General features: G+C 64.1%; 17 protein-coding genes and 1 tRNA gene. 7 read left to right on the forward strand and 11 right to left on the reverse strand.

Annotated features, from left to right (window positions below):
* The first annotated feature begins 237 nt into the window (after positions 1 to 237).
* Positions 238 to 1,500, forward strand: a complete 1,263-nt coding sequence (locus tag IE116_RS04350) for a M20/M25/M40 family metallo-hydrolase (protein WP_189614435.1) — start codon at positions 238 to 240, stop codon at positions 1,498 to 1,500.
* A gap of 212 nt (positions 1,501 to 1,712) precedes the next feature.
* Here IE116_RS04350 and rplI read toward each other — a convergent pair whose 3' ends face one another.
* The 5 genes from rplI to IE116_RS04375 form a co-directional block, all read right to left on the reverse strand.
* A complete protein-coding gene (gene rplI / locus IE116_RS04355; protein WP_189610094.1) occupies positions 1,713 to 2,165 on the reverse strand; it encodes a 50S ribosomal protein L9 in 453 nt (150 codons plus the stop codon).
* 16 nt (positions 2,166 to 2,181) lie between these two features.
* Positions 2,182 to 2,457 carry a 30S ribosomal protein S18 gene (gene rpsR / locus IE116_RS04360; RefSeq protein WP_179587608.1) on the reverse strand — a complete coding sequence of 92 codons (276 nt, stop codon included), beginning with the start codon at positions 2,455 to 2,457 and terminating at the stop codon, positions 2,182 to 2,184.
* Positions 2,458 to 2,475: 18 nt separating this feature from the next.
* Positions 2,476 to 2,823: a primosomal replication protein N gene (priB, locus tag IE116_RS04365; protein ID WP_189610096.1), complete on the reverse strand. Its 348-nt coding sequence runs from the start codon at positions 2,821 to 2,823 to the stop codon at positions 2,476 to 2,478.
* 91 nt (positions 2,824 to 2,914) lie between these two features.
* The gene (gene rpsF, locus IE116_RS04370; RefSeq protein ID WP_189610098.1) at positions 2,915 to 3,286 is read right to left on the reverse strand and encodes a 30S ribosomal protein S6; all 372 of its coding nucleotides are present in this window, start codon (positions 3,284 to 3,286) and stop codon (positions 2,915 to 2,917) included.
* Between the two features lie 562 nt (positions 3,287 to 3,848).
* A complete protein-coding gene (locus IE116_RS04375; RefSeq protein ID WP_189610100.1) occupies positions 3,849 to 4,838 on the reverse strand; it encodes an asparaginase in 990 nt (329 codons plus the stop codon).
* 302 nt (positions 4,839 to 5,140) lie between these two features.
* Here IE116_RS04375 and lexA point away from each other — a divergent pair, with 302 nt between their 5' ends.
* The 5 genes from lexA to fdhD all read left to right on the forward strand — a co-directional run bounded on the left by lexA (position 5,141) and on the right by fdhD (position 10,502).
* Entirely contained in the window at positions 5,141 to 5,785 is a 645-nt protein-coding gene (gene lexA, locus IE116_RS04380; protein ID WP_179587605.1) for a transcriptional repressor LexA, read from the forward strand.
* 13 nt (positions 5,786 to 5,798) lie between these two features.
* Positions 5,799 to 6,725 carry a hypothetical protein gene (locus IE116_RS04385; RefSeq protein ID WP_189610102.1) on the forward strand — a complete coding sequence of 309 codons (927 nt, stop codon included), beginning with the start codon at positions 5,799 to 5,801 and terminating at the stop codon, positions 6,723 to 6,725.
* 303 nt (positions 6,726 to 7,028) lie between these two features.
* Complete coding sequence (locus IE116_RS04390; protein WP_189610104.1) at positions 7,029 to 9,371, forward strand: FdhF/YdeP family oxidoreductase; 2,343 nt, start codon at positions 7,029 to 7,031, stop codon at positions 9,369 to 9,371.
* Positions 9,352 to 9,594, forward strand: a complete 243-nt coding sequence (locus tag IE116_RS04395; RefSeq protein ID WP_179587602.1) for a hypothetical protein — start codon at positions 9,352 to 9,354, stop codon at positions 9,592 to 9,594. Before IE116_RS04390 ends, IE116_RS04395 begins: the two co-directional genes overlap by 20 nt.
* Before the next feature lie 2 nt (positions 9,595 to 9,596).
* The gene (gene fdhD, locus IE116_RS04400; RefSeq protein ID WP_189610107.1) at positions 9,597 to 10,502 is read left to right on the forward strand and encodes a formate dehydrogenase accessory sulfurtransferase FdhD; all 906 of its coding nucleotides are present in this window, start codon (positions 9,597 to 9,599) and stop codon (positions 10,500 to 10,502) included.
* 61 nt (positions 10,503 to 10,563) lie between these two features.
* Here the strand turns inward: fdhD and IE116_RS04405 are convergent, their stop codons facing one another.
* From IE116_RS04405 to rnr, 3 genes are all read right to left on the reverse strand, one after another.
* On the reverse strand, positions 10,564 to 11,619 hold the full coding sequence (locus IE116_RS04405; RefSeq protein ID WP_189610109.1) for a threonine aldolase family protein: 1,056 nt from the start codon (positions 11,617 to 11,619) through the stop codon (positions 10,564 to 10,566).
* Positions 11,620 to 11,651: 32 nt separating this feature from the next.
* Positions 11,652 to 12,404: a 23S rRNA (guanosine(2251)-2'-O)-methyltransferase RlmB gene (gene rlmB / locus IE116_RS04410; RefSeq protein ID WP_189610111.1), complete on the reverse strand. Its 753-nt coding sequence runs from the start codon at positions 12,402 to 12,404 to the stop codon at positions 11,652 to 11,654.
* Positions 12,405 to 12,494: 90 nt separating this feature from the next.
* A complete protein-coding gene (gene rnr, locus IE116_RS04415; RefSeq protein ID WP_189610113.1) occupies positions 12,495 to 14,939 on the reverse strand; it encodes a ribonuclease R in 2,445 nt (814 codons plus the stop codon).
* 80 nt (positions 14,940 to 15,019) lie between these two features.
* On the opposite strand from rnr, the gene IE116_RS04420 reads away from it, so the two are divergent.
* Positions 15,020 to 15,104, forward strand: a tRNA-Leu gene (locus IE116_RS04420).
* A 557-nt stretch (positions 15,105 to 15,661) separates the two neighbouring features.
* Here the strand turns inward: IE116_RS04420 and IE116_RS04425 are convergent.
* The 3 genes from IE116_RS04425 to IE116_RS04435 form a co-directional block, all read right to left on the reverse strand.
* A complete protein-coding gene (locus IE116_RS04425) occupies positions 15,662 to 16,198 on the reverse strand; it encodes a phosphoribosyltransferase (protein ID WP_189610115.1) in 537 nt (178 codons plus the stop codon).
* Positions 16,199 to 16,280: 82 nt separating this feature from the next.
* Positions 16,281 to 17,576, reverse strand: a complete 1,296-nt coding sequence (locus tag IE116_RS04430) for an adenylosuccinate synthase (RefSeq protein ID WP_189610118.1) — start codon at positions 17,574 to 17,576, stop codon at positions 16,281 to 16,283.
* A 67-nt stretch (positions 17,577 to 17,643) separates the two neighbouring features.
* Entirely contained in the window at positions 17,644 to 18,813 is a 1,170-nt protein-coding gene (locus IE116_RS04435) for an ATP phosphoribosyltransferase regulatory subunit (RefSeq protein WP_189610120.1), read from the reverse strand.
* Positions 18,814 to 19,049: the final 236 nt, after the last annotated feature.

Below are 19,049 nucleotides of genomic sequence, written 5' to 3' on the forward strand. Positions count from 1 at the left end.
ACCTTGACATCGAACCCGGCCTGCGATTCGGCCTTGAGGTCGACAGTGTACCTGCCCCCTTGCGCACCGGAGAAACCCGCCGCAGGGCAAGGCCGGATAGGCGCGCGCGTTCCCGCAGGCGTATCGTTGCTGCGAATCCTCGCGGCCTATGCGGGGAAACTCACCCGGCAGCGGGGCCTGCGTTCCTGCTTCGATCCTGCTTTGATTGCTGCGTTGGCACCTGATGAGACCCTCACCATGACGCTTACCCTAGATCCCACGTGCGCAAGCCTGATCGACTTTATCGATCGCCACCATCCCGAGCAGATCGCCTTCCTGAAGGCGCTCGTCCAGGTTCCCTCTGACAACCCTCCGGGCGACTGCCAGCCGCATGGCGAGGCCGCGCGGGCCCGGCTGGAAGCGCTGGGGCTGACGGTCGAGACCCACCCGGTGCCTGCGGACGCGCTGACGGCGGTCGGCATGCAGTCGGCGGTGAACCTGATCGTGCGCCACACCTTCGGTCAGGACGGGCCGAAGATTGCCTTAAACGCGCACGGCGATGTGGTCCCGCCCGGCCAGGGATGGACCCATGATCCCTACGGTGGCGACATCGTCACCCCGCCTGAAGGAGCCGCCATGGTCGGCCGCGGGGTGGCGGTATCCAAATCGGACTTCGCCACCTACACCTGGGCACTGCTGGCCCTGATCGACGCCGAATCGCGCGGGATGCCGCTCAACGGCGCGGTGGAACTCCACTTTACCTACGACGAGGAAACGGGGGGTGAAGTCGGTCCCAAGTGGCTGCTGGACCAGGGCCTGACCCAGCCGGACTACGCGATCGCGGCCGGATTCGCCTATGGGATCACGTCGGCCCACAACGGATGCCTGCACCTGGAAGTCGAGGTCATCGGCAAGCAGGCGCACGCCGCCATGCCGCATACCGGGATCGACGCGCTGGAAGGCGCCACGCACGTGCTGCAGGCGCTGTATGCCTACCGGCGGCAGTTGGCGGGGCAACGGTCACGTGTGCCTGGCATTGACTGCGCGACGCTGAACGTCGGCCTCATTCACGGCGGCATCAATACCAATGTGGTGCCGGACCGCGTCACGATGCGGATCGACCGGCGGATGATTCCCGAAGAGGCGGGGTTCGACGCCGAGGGGGAGCTGCGACGCATCATCCAAGATGCCGTCGAAGCCGCGCCCGGCATCGAAGTCACGATCACGCGCGTGTTGCTGGCTGAGCCGCTGCTCGAATTGCCCGCCGCAGCGCCGCTGATCGCAGCCCTGAAGGCTCGGGCGACGCAGATCATGAACGTGGACGTGCCGGTGCACGGCGCGCCGCTGTACACCGACGCGCGGCACTATGCCGCGAAAGGCGTCCCGACCGTGCTGTATGGCGCCGGGCCACGAACGCTGATGGAAGCGCGCGGGCATAACACCGACGAGAACCTGCGCCTGGAAGATCTGCGCAAGGCGACGTGCGTGGTCGCGCTGACGCTTGCCGATCTGATGGGGTAACGCGGGGCCGTCCGACGCAAGGCGGCCACCTGCTTGCCGGCCTGGACGGCGTCGACGGACCTGCCCAGGGCACTGCAGACGACATGGCAGACGATCCGACGACGATCTGCAGACGAAAAAATACCGGCCTGAAGCCGGTATTTTTCATCACATGAAGCGAGGCTGCCTGCGCAGCGGCTGCCGCAGCCGCCTCGTTCCTGCGAGCAGGCCGATCAGCCTTCGCCCGACACGATGACGGTGACGTTGGCCGTCACGTCGGTGTGCAGAGCCACTTCCAGCGGAAACTCGCCAATGGTCTTCAGCGGGCCGTTGGGCATGCGAACCATGCCCTTTTCCACGCTGGGGAAACCATTCTGCTGCAGGGCTTGCGCCACGTCAGCATTGGTGACCGAACCGAACAGACGGCCGTCGACGCCGGCTTTCTGCGAGATACGGACGGTCTGGCCTTCCAGGTTGCTGCCTACCGATTGCGCGGCGGCGAGCTTCTCGGCTTGCGCCTTTTCCAATTCAGCGCGCTTGGCTTCGAATTCAGCCAGAGCGACTTGCGTGGCACGCTTGGCTTTCTTTTGCGGGATCAGGAAGTTACGGGCATAGCCGTTCTTGACCTTGACCACATCGCCCAGACCGCCGAGGTTGATGACTTTTTCAAGCAAGATGATTTGCATAATGTGCTCCCGCCAATCAGCTGTTGTGGTTGTCGGTGTAGGCCAGCAGCGCGAGGAAACGCGCACGCTTGATGGCCGTGTCCAGCTGACGCTGGTAGTGCGCCTTCGTACCCGTCAAACGAGCAGGAATGATCTTGCCGTTTTCCTGGATGAAGTCGCGCAGCACGTCGACATCTTTGTAATCGATCTGGTCAACACCCGCTGCCGAGAAGCGGCAGAACTTGCGACGCTTGAACAGCGGGTTTTGTTGACCAAACTTCTTCTTTTCTTTCCGTTTGCCAAATGCGGCCATGATGTACCCCTCGGGTATTCAATCTGTTTCATTACCTGAGACCGGGGCTGCCGCAGCCGGGTCAGTCGCGCTGTGCGCCACCGTGACCGCCTGCTGAATGTGCAACCTCAATCTGCTTGACCCTTTCCGGGTCGCTGCCAGAAATCCCTGGATCTGCATCCGCTTGCCGAGCGCCGTGCGTTCGAGCGAGCGAGCCAGATCTCCAATGGCCAGTGCGTTGACCGTCATGTCGACGCGGCGTGCTCTGCCGCCCTCCATGACTTCCGATTCATGCGCAAGCATCAGTTCCAGCACCGGAATCCCGGCGGGGGTGTACCTGAGTGGCTTGCATTCGACGACTTCCGCCGTCAATTGAACCCGGTTCAACGCGCTGCCGCCTGGCGCCTGACCATCACGTCAGGCTGGCGCCAGGCGCAGGGATAGGACATCGACCTGTGTTCCGGTGTGGAACCTGCGCTCAAGCCTCGGCTTGGGCGGGTTCGGAAGAAACCTTGCGAGCCTCTTCGCGCTCGACGATCTTCATCATCGGCGACGGAGCGGTTTCAGCTTTCTTCAGCTTCACGACCAGGTGACGCAGCACGGCGTCGTTGTAGCGGAAAGCGTGTTCAATTTCGTCGAGCGTGGCTTGATTGCACTCGATGTTCATGCACACGTAGTGCGCCTTCACGAGCTTCTGGATCGGGTATGCCAGTTGGCGGCGGCCCCAATCTTCCAGGCGGTGAATGACGCCTTCTTGGCCGGTAATCAGCGTCTTGTAACGCTCGACCATGGCCGGAACCTGTTCGCTCTGGTCCGGGTGAACAATAAATACCACTTCGTAGTGACGCATCGAAGCTCCTTGTGGATACCCTTCTTTCGAAGAGAGTTAGTCCGCCAGCGTCTGTAGGCGGACAAGGGTTAAATCCGATCCATGGTTGACCGATCGTCAAACCGTGGCGCGGAGCCAGGCTCAAGATCGATAACGCAGACACTTTGCGGGATCGGAGCGGCGCATCATGGCGCCGACGGCGGGCGCGGATTCAAAAAATCCACGCCTGAAAACGGGGTGCTCAAACCTGACGGGGTGCCCAGCCTTGGAAACCTGGCCTTCGAAATCTGGCCTTGGAAACCTTGCCCTGCACCGTGGGTGCTGGAACCAGAGGCCTGCGGCCCGTCGCTTGTCGAACGCGGTACCGTGCTGAAACGCGCGGCATGGATTCGGACAAAGGTTAGCCAATGATTATTGCTGACGCAGGGCAAGAAAGCAAGCGTCGAGTGGTTGGCGAGTATCAGCGGGTGAACATGACTGGGTGAACACGACCGCGTGGGCATCACCGGCTGGGCATCACCGGGTGGACATCACCTGGCTCGGTCCGCCCCACGGGACGTCTCGGATCAGACAACGTGCCGGATCAGAACGTCTCGAAGACGCCCTGGAGGTCTTCCAGCCTGCAGCCCGCGCCCAGGGCCAGCATCGCCAGTATTCGCGCCTTGTAGGGCGACAGGGTATCCGCCGTGCAAAAACCATCGGCCACATCGTCGCAGCCCCCGCCCGGCATTACATACCCGCTGCCCGTGCGGCTGGCGCGGACCACGGCCACGCCGGCCTGTCGGGCCTCACGCAATGCCGCGTGCATGGCGACGCTGACCGACCCGTTGCCCGCACCGGCCAAGACGACACCCCGTGCCCCGCCCTGCACCACCGCCTCGACCATACGTGCCGGCATGCCGGCATAGGCCACGAGAACGTCCACTGGCGCGAGCGGCGTTTGCGCGTCGAACGGCGTTGCCGGGCCGTGGGCCCGCTGCGGCCGGGCCAGCCACACGACCCGGGCATCCAGCACCAGGCCCATAGGGCCGGTGTCGGGCGCCGCGAACGCGTCGGCTCGAACGCAGTTGGTCTTGGCGACATCGCGCGCACCAAAGATCGTCTGATTCATCACGACCAGGACGCCTCGCCCCGCCGCATCGTGGGCGGCAGCGACACGGACCGCGTTGAGCAGATTCAGCGGGCCGTCGGCGGACAGGGACGTGGCCGGCCGCATCGCGCCGACCATGACGACCGGTTTGGCGGACTTCAGGACCAGGTGCAGATAAAACGCGGTTTCTTCCAACGTATCCGTGCCGTGGCTAATGACGATGCCATCGACATGGTGATCATCCAGGGCGGCCTGGGCGGCGCCGGCCAGCCGCTGCCAGAACGCAGGGTCGGCATCCTTGCTATCGATGGCCGCCACCTGCTCGGTCGACAGATGTGCCACATCGCCCAGGCCGGGCACGGCGCTGCATAGCAGGTCGACCGGCAACGTTGCCGCAGCGTAACCGGTGGTTTGCGCCGGCGACGCCGCCGTACCGGCGATCGTGCCGCCGGTGGCAAGAAGGTGGATGCGATGAAGCGGCATGGGAAAAGACCTGACGAAACTAGGGCGATGATACCCGGCCCACCTCGGCGAGGCCCAGGCCGGGCGGCACGAACCTGTCCCGCGCTCCGGTCGACTGTTGCGCCACCGGCCCGGGGTGGACGACGCTTCCATCTTTTACTTGCGCAAACCGAAACACTGTATAAAAATACAGCTACTGGATAAACGTACAGACCTGTCGTTCATCCAGGCGTTCTGCCCTGGCAGTTCATCTTCACCGCTAGTCAGTACTACTAGTCCTTACCGCTAGTCTTTACCGCTACAGCGGCCTTTGCGGAGCAACCATGCCCAAGCTTACTGCCCGTCAGCAAGAAATTCTCGACCTGATCCGTCAGGCCATCCGCCTTACCGGCTTTCCCCCGACCCGTGCCGAAATCGCCAAGCAACTGGGCTTTCGTTCGCCCAACGCGGCTGAAGAACACCTGAAGGCGCTCGCACGCAAGGGCGTGATCGAACTCGCGGCAGGTACGTCGCGGGGTATCCGGCTGGTCAACGAACCGGTTGCTGAACCGCTGGCGCTGCCTGCTGCGCTGGCCCAGCTGATGTTGCCCCTGGTCGGACGTGTCGCGGCAGGTAGCCCGATTCTTGCCGCCGAACATATCGACAAGAGCATAGGCGTCGACGAAGCCCTCTTTTCGATGCGTCCGGATTACCTCCTGAAAGTACGCGGGCTGAGCATGCGTGACGCCGGCATCCTGGAAGGCGACCTGCTCGCCGTCAAGAAAACGACCGAGGCCCGCGACGGCCAGATCATCGTGGCCCGACTGGGCGACGAGGTCACCGTCAAACGCCTCAAACACACCTCCGCGGGCCTGCAACTGCTGCCTGAAAACCCCGACTTCCAGCCTATCGAAGTCAGCCGGGACCGCGATGATTTTGCTGTGGAAGGCATCGCCGTCGGTCTGATCCGCGCCGGCATCCTCCACTAACCGGAGATTGACCATGACCGTGACTCGCCCTGGCATACACAGCGGCTTTGCAACGCTCGACGCCGCCTTGCCCGATGGCGGCTGGCCCGCAGCCGGCGTGACGCAGATCCTGATCCCGCGCAATGGCGCGGGGGAACTGCGCCTGCTGGCACCGTGCCTGCGTCAGCTGACGCAAACCGGCCGTACCGTGGCCTTGCTGGTGCCTGCCTACCTGTCGTATGCACCCACGCTGATCCAGTACGGCATCGATCTGAACCATGTCCGCATCGTTCGCAGCGCGTCGCCGCTCGAAGGCATGGCATCGATCGAAGCCGACCTGCAAGATGCGATCTTTGGCGCGGTCGTGGTCTGGATGCCTCCCCTGGCTGCGGCCGACGCCAATGTCATCCGTACCTTGCAGCTGGCTGGGCGTCTGTCGCGGTGCCCCGTATTCCTGTTCAGCGCCGGGGCAAGCCACGACCAGTTGCCCGCATCGGCTGTGTCGACGGCGCCGCTGCAGTTGCAGGTCAAGTCTCCCTTTGCTGATACGGTCCAGTTGCAGCGGATCGACCCTGCCAAGCCCAATGCGCACCCGGTCATCAGCTTGAGCCTGCCCGCACCGCTGGTCCGCCTGCGCACCCGGCAAGCGCCGCCTGCAAGCGGTGTCGCCAAGGCGCTGCTGGTCAGCCAGAAGGCGGCTCGCCCGGCTCCCGAAGCTCGCGCTTCGCTGCGTACTTCGCTGATCCACATTGCGGCCAACATCGCAGCGTCAGCGGCATCCGCTGCAGCGGCCGCCGCAGCTGCGTCGGCGGCATCCCTCGCCGCCGCCGAACCCGTGCCGCAGGCGGCAGGCGCAGCATCGGCCCCCACCCGCAGCCCATGGCCGTTCAAGCAGCGTCGCCGCACACCTGACACGCCGGTCGTGCCAGGCAAGCCGAGCGTCGGCCGCCTGATGAACTGATGACGCGCTGGCGTTGAAACGGCCTGGTGGCCGTGCTCAAGCAAAAGATATGGAGCGGCCCGGCGGGTCGCTTTTTTTTTGGAAGTGTCCCGCACAACCCGCAGCACCCCGGACCTCACCGCCCCCCACAGCACCGCCTCTACTGCTGCGCACCTCCTGCTCGGCGCGACACGGCCGCAGGGGAATTCGCCAGTTTTCCCGGCCAATTCGTTAAGATGTGAGGTTGCTGGCCACACCGTGCCGCCGGGTTTGTTCCCCGGGCACGTGACGTCCGGGCCACGCAGCGCAACTACAGGCACCGTCATGAAAACCCAGAAGATCGAGTTCTATCGCCACCCGGCCGGCGGCTGGGGCGCGCTCAAAAGCGTCGCGACCCAACTGCTGGGCCACGGCATTGCCGCCAAGGGCGCCAAGACCATGTTGTCGGCCAATCAGCCCGACGGCTTTGACTGTCCAGGATGCGCCTGGCCCGACAGGGATCATGCGTCGACCTTCGAGTTCTGTGAAAACGGCGTAAAGGCCGTGGCTGCGGAGGCCACGTCGCGCCGGGTGACGGCCGACTTCTTCAAGAAGCACCCGGTGTCGTCCTTGCTAAAGGAAAGCGACTTCTTTCTGGAAGATCAGGGCCGCCTGACCGAGCCCCTGTCCTACGATGCGGCATCGGACACCTATGTGCCGGTCAGCTGGGACGATGCCTTCGCGACGATCGGCCGCCACCTGCGCGCCCTTCCCGATCCCGACCAGGCCATTTTTTATACGTCGGGCCGCACCAGCAACGAAGCCGCGTTCCTGTATCAATTGTTCGTGCGTGAATACGGCACCAACAATTTTCCCGACTGCTCAAACATGTGCCACGAGCCAAGCGGTACCGGCATGCGTGCCAGCATCGGCGTTGGCAAAGGCACGGTCACGCTGGACGACTTCGAGCGCGCCGACGCGATCTTCATCTTCGGGCAGAACCCGGGCACCAATCACCCGCGCATGCTGGGTGAACTGCGCGAAGCCGCCAAACGCGGCGCCCGTATCGTGTCGTTCAATCCACTGCGCGAACGCGGGCTGGAAAGATTCGCGAACCCGCAAAGCCCGATGGCAATGCTGGGTCTGGGCGCCAACTTCATCAGTACCGACTATCACCAGCTGCGGATCGGCGGCGACCTGGCCGCCATCAAGGGAATCATCAAGCATGTGATCGAGGCGGATGATGCCGCCGTCGCCGGGGGTCGGCCGCGCGTGCTTGATACGGCATTCATCGCCGAACACACCAACGGCTTCGATACCTTCGTAGCCGACGTTCGCTCTGAAAGCTGGGAAACGATCGAGGCCGAATCGGGCCTGGCCGAAGCGCAGCTTCGGGCGACGGGTGAAACCTATATCGCGGCCAAGGCCGTGATCGCGTGTTGGGGCATGGGGATCACGCAGCACAAGCATTCGGTCGCCACGATCCAGATGATCACCAACCTGCTGCTGCTGCGCGGCCATATTGGCCGGCCGGGCGCCGGCGCCTGCCCGGTGCGTGGCCACAGCAACGTTCAGGGCGACCGCACCATGGGCATCTACGAACAGCCGTCGCCGGCCTTCCTGGATCGCCTTGACAAGGTCTTTGGCATTCAAACGCCGCGCACGGCCGGTTTCGACACGATCGCAGCAATCGAAGCCATGCGCGACGGCAAAGCCAGCGTCTTTATCGGCATGGGCGGCAACTTTGCCAGCGCCACCCCGGATACGGCAGTGACTGAAGCCGCATTGCGTCAATGCGCCCTGACCGTGCACGTGTCGACCAAACTCAACCGCAGCCATCTGGTGCATGGCAAGGACGCGTTGATCCTGCCCTGCCTGGGCCGCACCGAAATCGACATCCAGGCTGGCGGCGCCCAGGGCGTGACGGTCGAAGATTCCATGAGCATGGTGCACCTGTCGTCGGGCATCAACCCGCCTGCATCGGACCACCTGCTGTCCGAACCGGCCATCGTTGCGCGCATGGCCAGGGCCACCCTGCCCGACAGCCGGATCGACTGGCTGGGCCTGATCGAAGACTACGACCGCATCCGCGTGCTGATCGAACAAGTGTTCGATGACTTTGCCGGCTTCAACGACAGGTTGCGTCATCCGGGCGGCTTTCGCCTGCGCAATACGGCGTCCGAACGCGTGTGGAACACCCCGAGCGGCAAGGCAAACTTCTTTGCCCAACCGATACCGCGCGACCTGCCGATCCACCAGGCCCGCCGGCAGACCGACGGGCTGGTGTTCAATCTGGCCACGGTCCGCTCGCACGACCAGTACAACACGACCATCTATGGCATGGACGACCGGTATCGCGGCGTGTATGGCCATCGCCGCGTCGTGTTCATTCATGCCGACGACATTCGGGCGCTGGGCATGAAGGCAGGCGACTGGGTGGACCTGACGAGCATCGACGGCGATGGCAACATGCGCCGCGTCGATCGTTTCCTGCTCGTGGAATACGCAATTCCGCGTGGCTGCATCGCAAGCTACTATCCCGAGACGAACGGCCTGGTGCCCCTGTCGAGCTTTGCCGACCAGGCGCGCACTCCAACTTCGAAATCCATCCCGGTCATGCTGACGCCGCATCATGCCCACGCCCGGAGCGACTCGACGTCGACCACCGATGCAGACACCCTCGCCTGAAGCCCTACTCGCCATCCTGCAGGAATACCCCACGGGTGTCTCGCTCCCCAGGTTGTCCAAACGCCTGGGCGAACGGGCCAGCGTCGTCCTGCGCGCATTGGCGTTGATGGGCGATGGCTTTGGCAACCGCCGCGGCCCGGGCTGGGTGCGCGTCGAACAGACGGACGGCGTCTGGAACATCACGATTACGCCAGCGGGCCGCCAGGCCTTGCAGCAGCCTTGACGATGACCGATATTCCCACGTCACCCGACCTCCAGGCCTGTGCGTTCGCGCCGGGGGGTATCGGCCCGACCGAGGGCGGCGCGGGTCAGGAAGCCTATGGCGATCTGACCGCGGTCCCGACTTCCCGGACGGTCGCCGCGCAACGCGCCACGGCTGAGGCTGAAACGGCCATCGATGTCGTGGTGGCGGAAGAGACCCCCATCGCCCTGGTGTTCAACGGCATATCGCATGCGGTGATGATGGCGACCCCGGCCGACCTGGAAGCCTTTGCCTTGGGCTTTGCCTTGTCGGAAGGCATCCTGGATGGCATCGCGGCCTGCCGCGACATCGAACTGCAGGGCAGTCCGCTGGGCATCGAAGTCCACCTGAGCATCGGGTCAGCCGAATTTGCCAGGTTGAAAGACCGCCGCCGTTCGCTGGCCGGGCGCACCGGTTGCGGCCTGTGCGGCATCGACAGCCTGGCGGCGCTGGACCTGCACAGCGGCCCCGTCGCGCGGCCTGCCTGGACGCGCGGCCTGTCGCTGGACACCGTCATGTCCGCCATGTCCGCCCTGCCCGACCATCAGCCGCTGAACGCCCTGACCGGTGGGGTGCATGCGGCCGCCTGGGCCCTGCCCGACGGCACGCTGTACAAGGTCATGGAAGACGTGGGTCGGCATAACGCGCTAGACAAGCTGATAGGCTGGCTCGCGCAGGAAGCCGACGGAGGCACCGTGCCCGATGGCTTCGTCGCAATGTCCAGCCGGGCAAGCTATGAATTGGTGCGCAAGTGCGCGCGGATGGGGTACCCGGCGCTGACGACGATTTCCGCGCCCAGCGCGCTGGCGATCGAACTGGCCACGCAGGCCGACATGGCGCTGTACTCGTTCTGCCGCCCGCCCAAAGGTATGACGCGCTTCGTGGCGTAGCCGCCCGGGCGTCACGCCCGGTGTGTGCCGCGCGGGCGCCCGGGCCGGGAACGACACGGACCTAGACTGACCGTGCGCGCGCCAGCAGTTCGTCCACTTCTTCCTGCCGTGTGTTGAACGAACACACCCATCTGACATAGGCCTCGTCATCGCCGATATCGCGCCCTTCTGGCAGGGCATCGGGCGACCAGTCGTAGAACACTGCACCTTCGGCCCGCAGCCGTTCCGCCATCAAGGCCGGAATCAGGGTAAAGACCTCGTTGGCTTCGGTAGGCCAGACAAGCTCCACACCCGGGACGGCAGCGAGCCCGTCCGACAGTTGCCGGGCCATGGCATTGGCATGCCCCGCCAGATGCAGCCAGTGATCGTCGGTCAGCCAACCCGCGAACTGCGCGCCAAAAAAGCGCCCTTTGGCGGCCATCTGGCCGGCGCGCTTCAGGCGGTAGTCGAAGTCGACGGCGACGGCTTCGTCAAAAAACACGATGGCTTCAGCCATCAGCGCGCCGTTCTTGGAAGCGCCCAGGCACAACACGTCCACCCCTGCCCGCCACGTGATGTCGGCCGGTGCGCAGTTGAGCGCCGCAAGCGCATTGGCGAACCGGGCACCGTCCATGTGAATCTTGAGCCCGAGCTGACGCGCCGTCGCGCCGATTTCCGCGAGTTCGTCCGGGGTGTAGACCAGGCCGTTTTCATTGGCCTGCGTCAGCGTCAGCGCGCGCGGCACGACGTTGTGGGGCGCATGCGGCGCCACGCGCAGGCCGCGGCGCAAGGAGGCCGCCGTGACCTTGGGTGCGTCGCCCGGCAAGGTGACCAGGCGTGCCCCCCCGGTAAAGAATTCCGGTGCACTGGATTCGTCCATCAGGACGTGGGCCTGCCGATGGCACAGCACCGCGCCCCAGGGGGGCACCAGCGCGGCCAGGGCCAGCGAGTTGGCGACCGTGCCGGTGCTCGCAAAGAACACCTTGACGTCGTGCTCGAAGATCCCGGCCAGCTGGGCACGCGCCGCGTCACACCACGGATCGTTCCCGTACGACGACACGGCGCCTTCGTTCGCGGCCATCACGGCCTTCAGCACGGGGGCCGAAGCCCCTGCCATGTTGTCGCTGCCGAAATGCATATGCCGCTTCTCCGAAATGAAACCCGACCGCCCTACTTCCCTGCTTTCTTGGCCGCGCGCTGACGCACGGTTTCGTACATGCAGACCGCCGACGCCACGCTGACGTTCAGGCTTTCGATCGATCCCGCCATGGGGATGTTCACGAGTTCGTCGCAGGTTTCGCGGGTCAGGCGGCGCATGCCCTCGCCTTCGGCGCCCAGGACCCAGGCAATGGGCTGCGACGCGTCGATGTCATGGATCGACTTTTCCGCTTCGTCGTCGGTACCGACCACCCACACGCCGCGCTCCTTCAGGGCGCGCAGGGTGCGGGCCAGGTTCGTGACGGTCAGGTAAGGCACGGTATCGGCGGCGCCGCAGGCCACGCGTTGCACGGTCGCATTGATGCCCACGGCGCGGTCGCGCGGCGCGATCACTGCCTGCACTCCCGCGCCATCGGCGGTGCGCAGGCAGGCGCCCAGATTGTGCGGATCGGTCACCCCGTCCAGCACCAGCACGAAGGCCGGTTCGGTCGCGTCATCGAGCACTTCATCGATGTCCATCGCCAGTTCGAGCGATTCGGCCAGGGCAACGACGCCCTGGTGGCGCTGCCCCTTGGCAAGGCCTTCGAGCCGCTCCATCCCGACGGCGCGCGCGGACTTGCCGACGGCCTGCGCCTGTTCAATAAGGGCAAGCATGCGGCGATCCCGGCGCATGGCTTCAACGTAAAGTTCCTTGATCGATTCCGGGGCATAGCGCAAACGCGCCGACACCGCGTGGAACCCGATCAGTATCTGGCTGGCTGCCATATCTTGATTCCTGAAAAACATGCGGCGCTGCTCAGGCAGCGCCGTCCAGTGCTATTAAACCAAAACCCCGCCCAGGGCGGGGCCAGGCGATCAGTGACGCTTGCGCGCGGTCCGCTTGTTGCCGGATGCCCGCTTGCCGGGTTTGGCCGACGTTCCGTCATCCGACGGCCGGCGGGCCGCCTTCAAGGTCTGTCCCTTCAGGCCCGCAGGCTTGGGGGCCGCGGCCTTGCGCGGACGGCTGTCTTCATCGGCAGGCTTGTCGTCGCGGGCCAGCGCCTTGCGAATGCCCTCGTAGCTCACGCCCTTGACGAGCTTGAACTCGATGCGGCGCGCTTCCAGATCGACCCGTGCAACCTGTACCTGCACCTTGTCGGTCAGGCGATAGCGCATGCCGGTCCGTTCACCACGCAGTTCGTGCAGCGAGTCGTTGAACTGGAAGTACTCTGCGCCCAGTTCGGACACGTGCACCAGACCTTCCACATGCAGGTCGTCCAGCGTCACGAAGACGCCAAACGTCGCCACGCCCGTCACGGTGCCGCTGAACACATCGCCCACCTTTTCGCGGACGAACCAGCACTTCAGCCAGGCTTCGACGTCGCGCGATGCGTCGTCGGCACGGCGCTCGTTGCTCGAGCAGAACAGACCCAGCTTTTCCCACAAAGCATGTTCGTGTTCCTTGATGCTTTCGGCCACGACCGGCGCGCCACCGTCCAGCGCCTGCGGCACATACCGCTTGGCTTGCAACAGCGCCTTGATCACGCGGTGCGTCAGCAAGTCGGGATAGCGGCGGATCGGCGACGTGAAGTGCGCATAGGCCGGATACGACAGGCCGAAGTGCCCCGCGTTGTCGGGGCTGTACATGGCCTGCTGCATGGACCGCAGGCACATGGTCTGCAGCAGCGGCGCGTCGGGACGGCCCTTGGTGCTCGCCAGCAGGACGGAATAATCCGCCGCCGTCGGCTTGTCACCGCCACCCAGCGACAGACCCAGGGTTTTCAGGAACTGACGCAGTGCCTGCAGCTTTTCAGGCGTGGGGCCTTCATGAATACGGAACAGGCCCGGATGCTTGCTGCGTTCCATGAAGTCGGCCGCGCAGGTATTGGCCGCCAGCATGCACTCTTCGATCACCTTGTGGGCGTCGTTGCGCACATACGGAACGATGCTTTCGATGCGGCCCACTTCGTTGCACACGATCTTGGTTTCGACAGTATCGAAGTCGATCGCGCCACGCGTCTTGCGCGCTTCCTGGAACACCAGGAACAACTGGTACAGGTTGCCGATCTGCGGCAGCACATGTTCGTGCTTGCGCGCAGCCGGGCCGTGCGGCATTTGCAGCGCGCTCCATACCTCGTTGTAGGTGGTGCGCGAATGCGAATGCATGACCGCGTTATAGAACTGATACGCCTGCACGGTGCCGGCCTTGGAACCCGTGGCCGGGATGACCATGTCGCAGACCAGCACCAGCCGGTCGACATGCTCGTTCAGGGAACACAGTCCGTTGGACAGCTTTTCGGGCAGCATCGGAATGACGCGGCGCGGGAAGTACACACTGGTCGACCGCTCCAGCGCATCCACGTCCAGCGCGTTGCCGGGCACCACATAGTTCGCGACGTCGGCAATAGCCACGATCAGGCGCCAGCCCGGACGCTTGCGCGTACCGGTGCCCAGCTCCACGGGCTCGCAGTAAACGGCATCGTCGAAGTCGCGGGCGTCTTCGCCGTCGATCGTGATCAGCGGCACATCGCGCAGGTCGATACGCCCAGCCAGATCGCCACGGCGCACTTCGTTCGGCAGCTTGGCGGCCTGCGCCAGCGCGGCTTCCGAAAACTCATGCGGCACATTGAACTTGCGCACCGCGATTTCGATTTCCATGCCGGGATCGTCGATCTCGCCCAGGATCTCCACCACGCGCCCCATGGGCTGGCTGTGGCGGGTGGGCTGCTCGACGATTTCGACCATCACGACCTGGCCGTGCTGCGCATCGCCAATGTCGCTTTCGTGAATCAACACGTCGTGCTTGATGCGCTGGTCTTCCGGCACGACGATGTACAGGCCGCGCTCGTTCAGGAACCGGCCCACCAGTCGATTGGTGCGACGCTCGATCACCTCGACGATGATGCCGTCGGGCTTGCCGCGATAGTCGTTGCCCGACAGCTTCACCAGGACGCGGTCCCCATGCAGGACCTTCAGCATTTCCTTCGGTGTCAGGAAGATATCGGACTTGCCGTCGTCGCGGATCAGGAAGCCGAAGCCGTCCCGATGGCCCTGCACGCGGCCCGCGATGAAGTCGAGCTTGTCGGCCAGCAGGAGTACGCCCTTGCGGTTGGGCATCAGCTGCCCGTCGCGCTCCATGGCGCCCAGGCGGCGCTGAAAGCCGATACTTTGCGGGTCGACACCCAGGGTTGCCGCCAGGTCATCCGGCGACAGGGGGCCATCTGCTTCACGCAGCGTGGCCAGGATCTTTTCGCGGGTCGGCACTTCCGGATCGTAGTCCTGAGGTGCGTTGGGCGAATTGTTATGCGATCGGTTTGTCAAAGGTCAAAAATCTCTATAGAATGCGCGGCTAGGTTGTTGAGCGACGCCAACGAATGCGTTGGACGTTTCATCACAACAGTGCCCAGATGGCGGAATTGGTAGACGCGCACGGTTCAGGTCCGTGTGCCGAAAGGTGTGGAGGTTCGAGTCCTCTTCTGGGCACCAACGAATTGCAGTCATTCGCATGTCGGTACGCAGTGGAATGTCGGTGCGCAGTGTTTGAGTGCGCAAAGACTGACTCCCAACTGACGTCAGACCCCCAAAATCCACTTGGTTTGATTTGGATTTCGGCGCCGACAGTGCAGCAAGGTAGCCCGTACATTGGGTTGAACGCGTGTTCCAGGAACATGTGTTCATCGCAATGACGGGCTTTTTTGCGTCTGCACGCCTACCTTGTGCAACAGCCAGGGTGTCCAGGAGCCCGCGGCGTTTCGACGTCGTATCGAAGCCACGTGTTTGCAATGGGTTGCTCATGGACGAAGGGGCCAGGGGCAGAGGCTGCTCAAACAAAAAGTGAAAAGAAGACGCCAAGCTTTTGCAAGGCGTACCAGGAACAGTGTTCCACCGGTAATTTTTTCCGGCCTGAATAGAATACACCGTTCGTATCGTCTTGCGCAGGCAAGCCGTGCCTGCGCTGCGGGCGGCAACTCGATAGATAGAAGTTTGCGATGCCCGCGGGAAGCGCGCCGGCTCTGCGGTGCCAGCGGATGCGAGAGGACCGTTCAACCGGCCTCGCCCTTGCGGATCCAGGCTTCCAGCTGGAAAGGACGGAGCGTGTCGTAGTCCTCGAACGGCTGGTGGATCCAGGGATTGGTAGGCAGCTTGTCGACGTAGTAGTCAGGCATGACTTTGGAGTGCCCTTTGAACCACAGCACGGCGGTGCGCATTTCGGTAATGGCCGAGAACTGCGACAGCAGATGCTGATGGACCTTGTCGAACGTGTTGCCCGTGTCGACCATGTCATCGACCAGCAGGACGTTGCCGCCCAGCGAGCCACGCGTGATCGTGATGAACTGGGCGATGTCCAATGCGCCCTGCTCCGTACCCGCGGCCTCGCGATAACTGCTCGTCGCGAGAATGCCGAGGGGAACGTCGAAAATCCGCGACAGTACGTCGCCGACGCGCACACCGCCGCGCGCCAGACAGACGATCTGGTCGAATTTCCAACCCGACTGATGCACCGTCAGGGCCAATTGCTCGATCAGGTGGTGATACTTGTCCCAGCTGACCCACAGGTGCTTGTCATTATCTTCTGACATGTCGTTATTGATTCTTATCGATAAAAAAGTGGCCCCGGAACCGGTCCGGGGCATGGTGCATCAAACGAGAGGCCGGTAATGCTCAGGCCTTGAACGGGTGACGCAGCACGATGGTTTCCAGGCGGTCGGGACCAGTTGACACCAGGTCGATGGCCACGCCGCAGACTTCGCTGACACGCTTCAGGTAGTTCTGCGCGTTGACGGGCAGCTTGTCGTAATCGGTCACGCCCACGGTGGACTCGGTCCAGCCAGGCATTTCTTCCAGCACGGGTTCGCTGTTCGCCACCGCGGCGGCGCCGTAAGGCAGCACGTCGCGGAACTCGCCATTGACGTTGTAGCCCACGCCCAGCTTGATTGTTTCCAGACCGTCCAGCACGTCGAGCTTGGTGATGCACAGGCCCGAAATGCCGTTCAGGCGGATCGAGCGCTTCAAGGCAGCGCCGTCGAACCAGCCACAGCGGCGAGGACGGCCCGTGACCGAACCGAATTCCTTGCCGACCTTGGCCAGGTGCGCTCCGACGTCATCGTCGAGCTCGGTCGGGAACGGACCCGAACCAACGCGCGTGGCGTAGGCCTTGGTAATGCCCAGCACGTATTCGAGCGTTTGCGGACCGACACCCGCACCTGCCGAGGCCGCACCGGCCACGCAGTTGCTGCTGGTGACGAATGGGTAGGTGCCGTGATCGACGTCGAGCAGCGCGCCTTGCGCACCTTCGAACAGCAGGCGCTTGCCGGCCGCCGAAGCTTCGAAGAGTTCGTTGGCCACGTCAGCCACCATCGGCTTGAGCACCGGGGCCAGCGCCATGGCCTGGTCGCGCACCTGCGCTGCGTCCACAGCCTTGCCACCCAGGTAGTTCACCAGCACGAAGTTGTGATATTCCAGCACTTCTTCCAGCTTGGCGTCGAAGGCGGCCGGATCGTACAGGTCCTGCACGCGGATGGCGCGGCGCGCCACCTTGTCTTCATACGCGGGACCGATACCCCGGCCGGTCGTGCCGATCTTGGCATCGCCCTTGCGCGCTTCACGCGCCTGGTCGATCGCGACGTGATATGGCAGGATCAGCGGGCAGGCTTCGGACACACGCAGACGCTTGCGCACTTCCAGGCCGGCGGCTTCGAGTTCGTCGATTTCGCGCAGCAGCGCTTCGGGCGACAGGACCACACCGTTGCCGATGTAGCAGGTCACGCCAGGATGCATGATGCCCGACGGAATCAGGCGCAGGATGGTTTTCTTGCCATCGATCCACAGCGTGTGGCCCGCATTGTGGCCGCCCTGGAAACGCACGACGCCCTGGACGGACTCGGCCAGCCAGTCGACGATCTTGCCCTTGCCCTCGTCGCCCCACTGGGTTCCGATAATGACGACATTCTTAGCCATGCTGATTCTGCTTCTCTTGTAGTAAGCCCCGCGACGGGCGCTCAGATTTCAAATAAGGATGATGCGCCTACGACGCAGCCTGGGGGGACGACAGCGGCACGACCTGCCAATTGCCGTCACGCGAGACCAACGCACGGTCGCACAGGAATTCCTGCTGCTCATGCTCGTGGCCGGGAAGAACCTGGACGACGATGTGACCGGCGTCGCGCAAGGTGCGGACCGCCTGCACCAGGGCCGGCTCCAGGCCCCATGGGGCGCTGATGGCCGGACTGGCGATCGGCGCGGGCAACAGCCCCGCCAGTTCGCGCAGGTCCAGGCTGAAACCGGTTGCCGGGCGGGCGCGGCCGTAGACCTCGCCCACGTCGTCATAGCGGCCGCCCCGGACGATGGCGTTCGGCCACCCCGGGCAATACACCGCGAACACGATGCCGGTGTGGTACTGGAATCCATGCACGTCGGCCAGGTCCACGCCCACCTGCTGGTCGCCCAGCGCCTGACCCAGCGTGGCCAGCGCGTCGAGCGCCTGCGCAATCTGCGGCAACGCCGGCAGCACCTTGCGCGCACGCTGCAGCACATCCAGGTCGCCATACAGCGTCGGCAAGGTCGTCAGCGCCTTGGCCGTGTCCGGACGCAGCTGGCCGGCCAGTGCGGCCAGGCCGGGCACATCCTTGTCGCGAAGCAGCCCGAAGATCACGTCCGACAGGCCGGCGGCAGCCGGATCGGCGTCGAGCAGCGCCTGGACGACACCCAGATGACTCAGGTCGACGCGAAAGCTCGGCACGCCAGCGCGGCGGACGCTTTCGACCGCCAGCTGCAGCGCTTCGATATCGGCTTCCGGACCGGCATGACCGTAGATTTCAGCGCCGATCTGCAGCGGCTCGCGCGTGGCCCACAGGCCCCGCGGCAAGGTATGCAGCACGCTGCCGTAGTAGCACAGACGCGTCGTGCCGGCGCGATTGAGCAGGTGCGCGTCAATGCGCGTGACCTGCGGCGTCATGTCGGCGCGAATGCCCAGCGACCGGCCCGAAAGCTGGTCGACGAGCTTGAACGTGTGCAGATCCAGATCGCCACCACTGCCCGACAGCAGCGAGTCGAGATATTCGACCAGCGGCGGCAGGACCAGCTCGTAGCCGTAGGTGCGATACAGGTCTAGCAGGAGTCGGCGCAACTCTTCGATGCGCCGGGCCTCGGCCGGCAAAATATCTGCCAGGCTCTCGGGCAACAGCCATTTGCCCATGCGGGATTCTCGGTAAAGACGATGAAAAATCAATGGACGAAAAAAAAGCGGCTACGGGGGTGCACACAGTGCAAGCCCATCAACCGCTTCTTCCAAGCTTGTGTCGGGCGGGATCCTGAAACCATGATGCACTTGAGCGGTGCACGACGCAGGAAACGACTCGACTCTTGGCTTACACGCTATTGTCCACTCGTTCGAGGACAAAATCAAGGGACCGGCCCGGCGATGGCGTCAGC

The organism is Pigmentiphaga litoralis, assembly GCF_014651835.1.
GTDB lineage: Bacteria > Pseudomonadota > Gammaproteobacteria > Burkholderiales > Burkholderiaceae_B > Pigmentiphaga > Pigmentiphaga litoralis.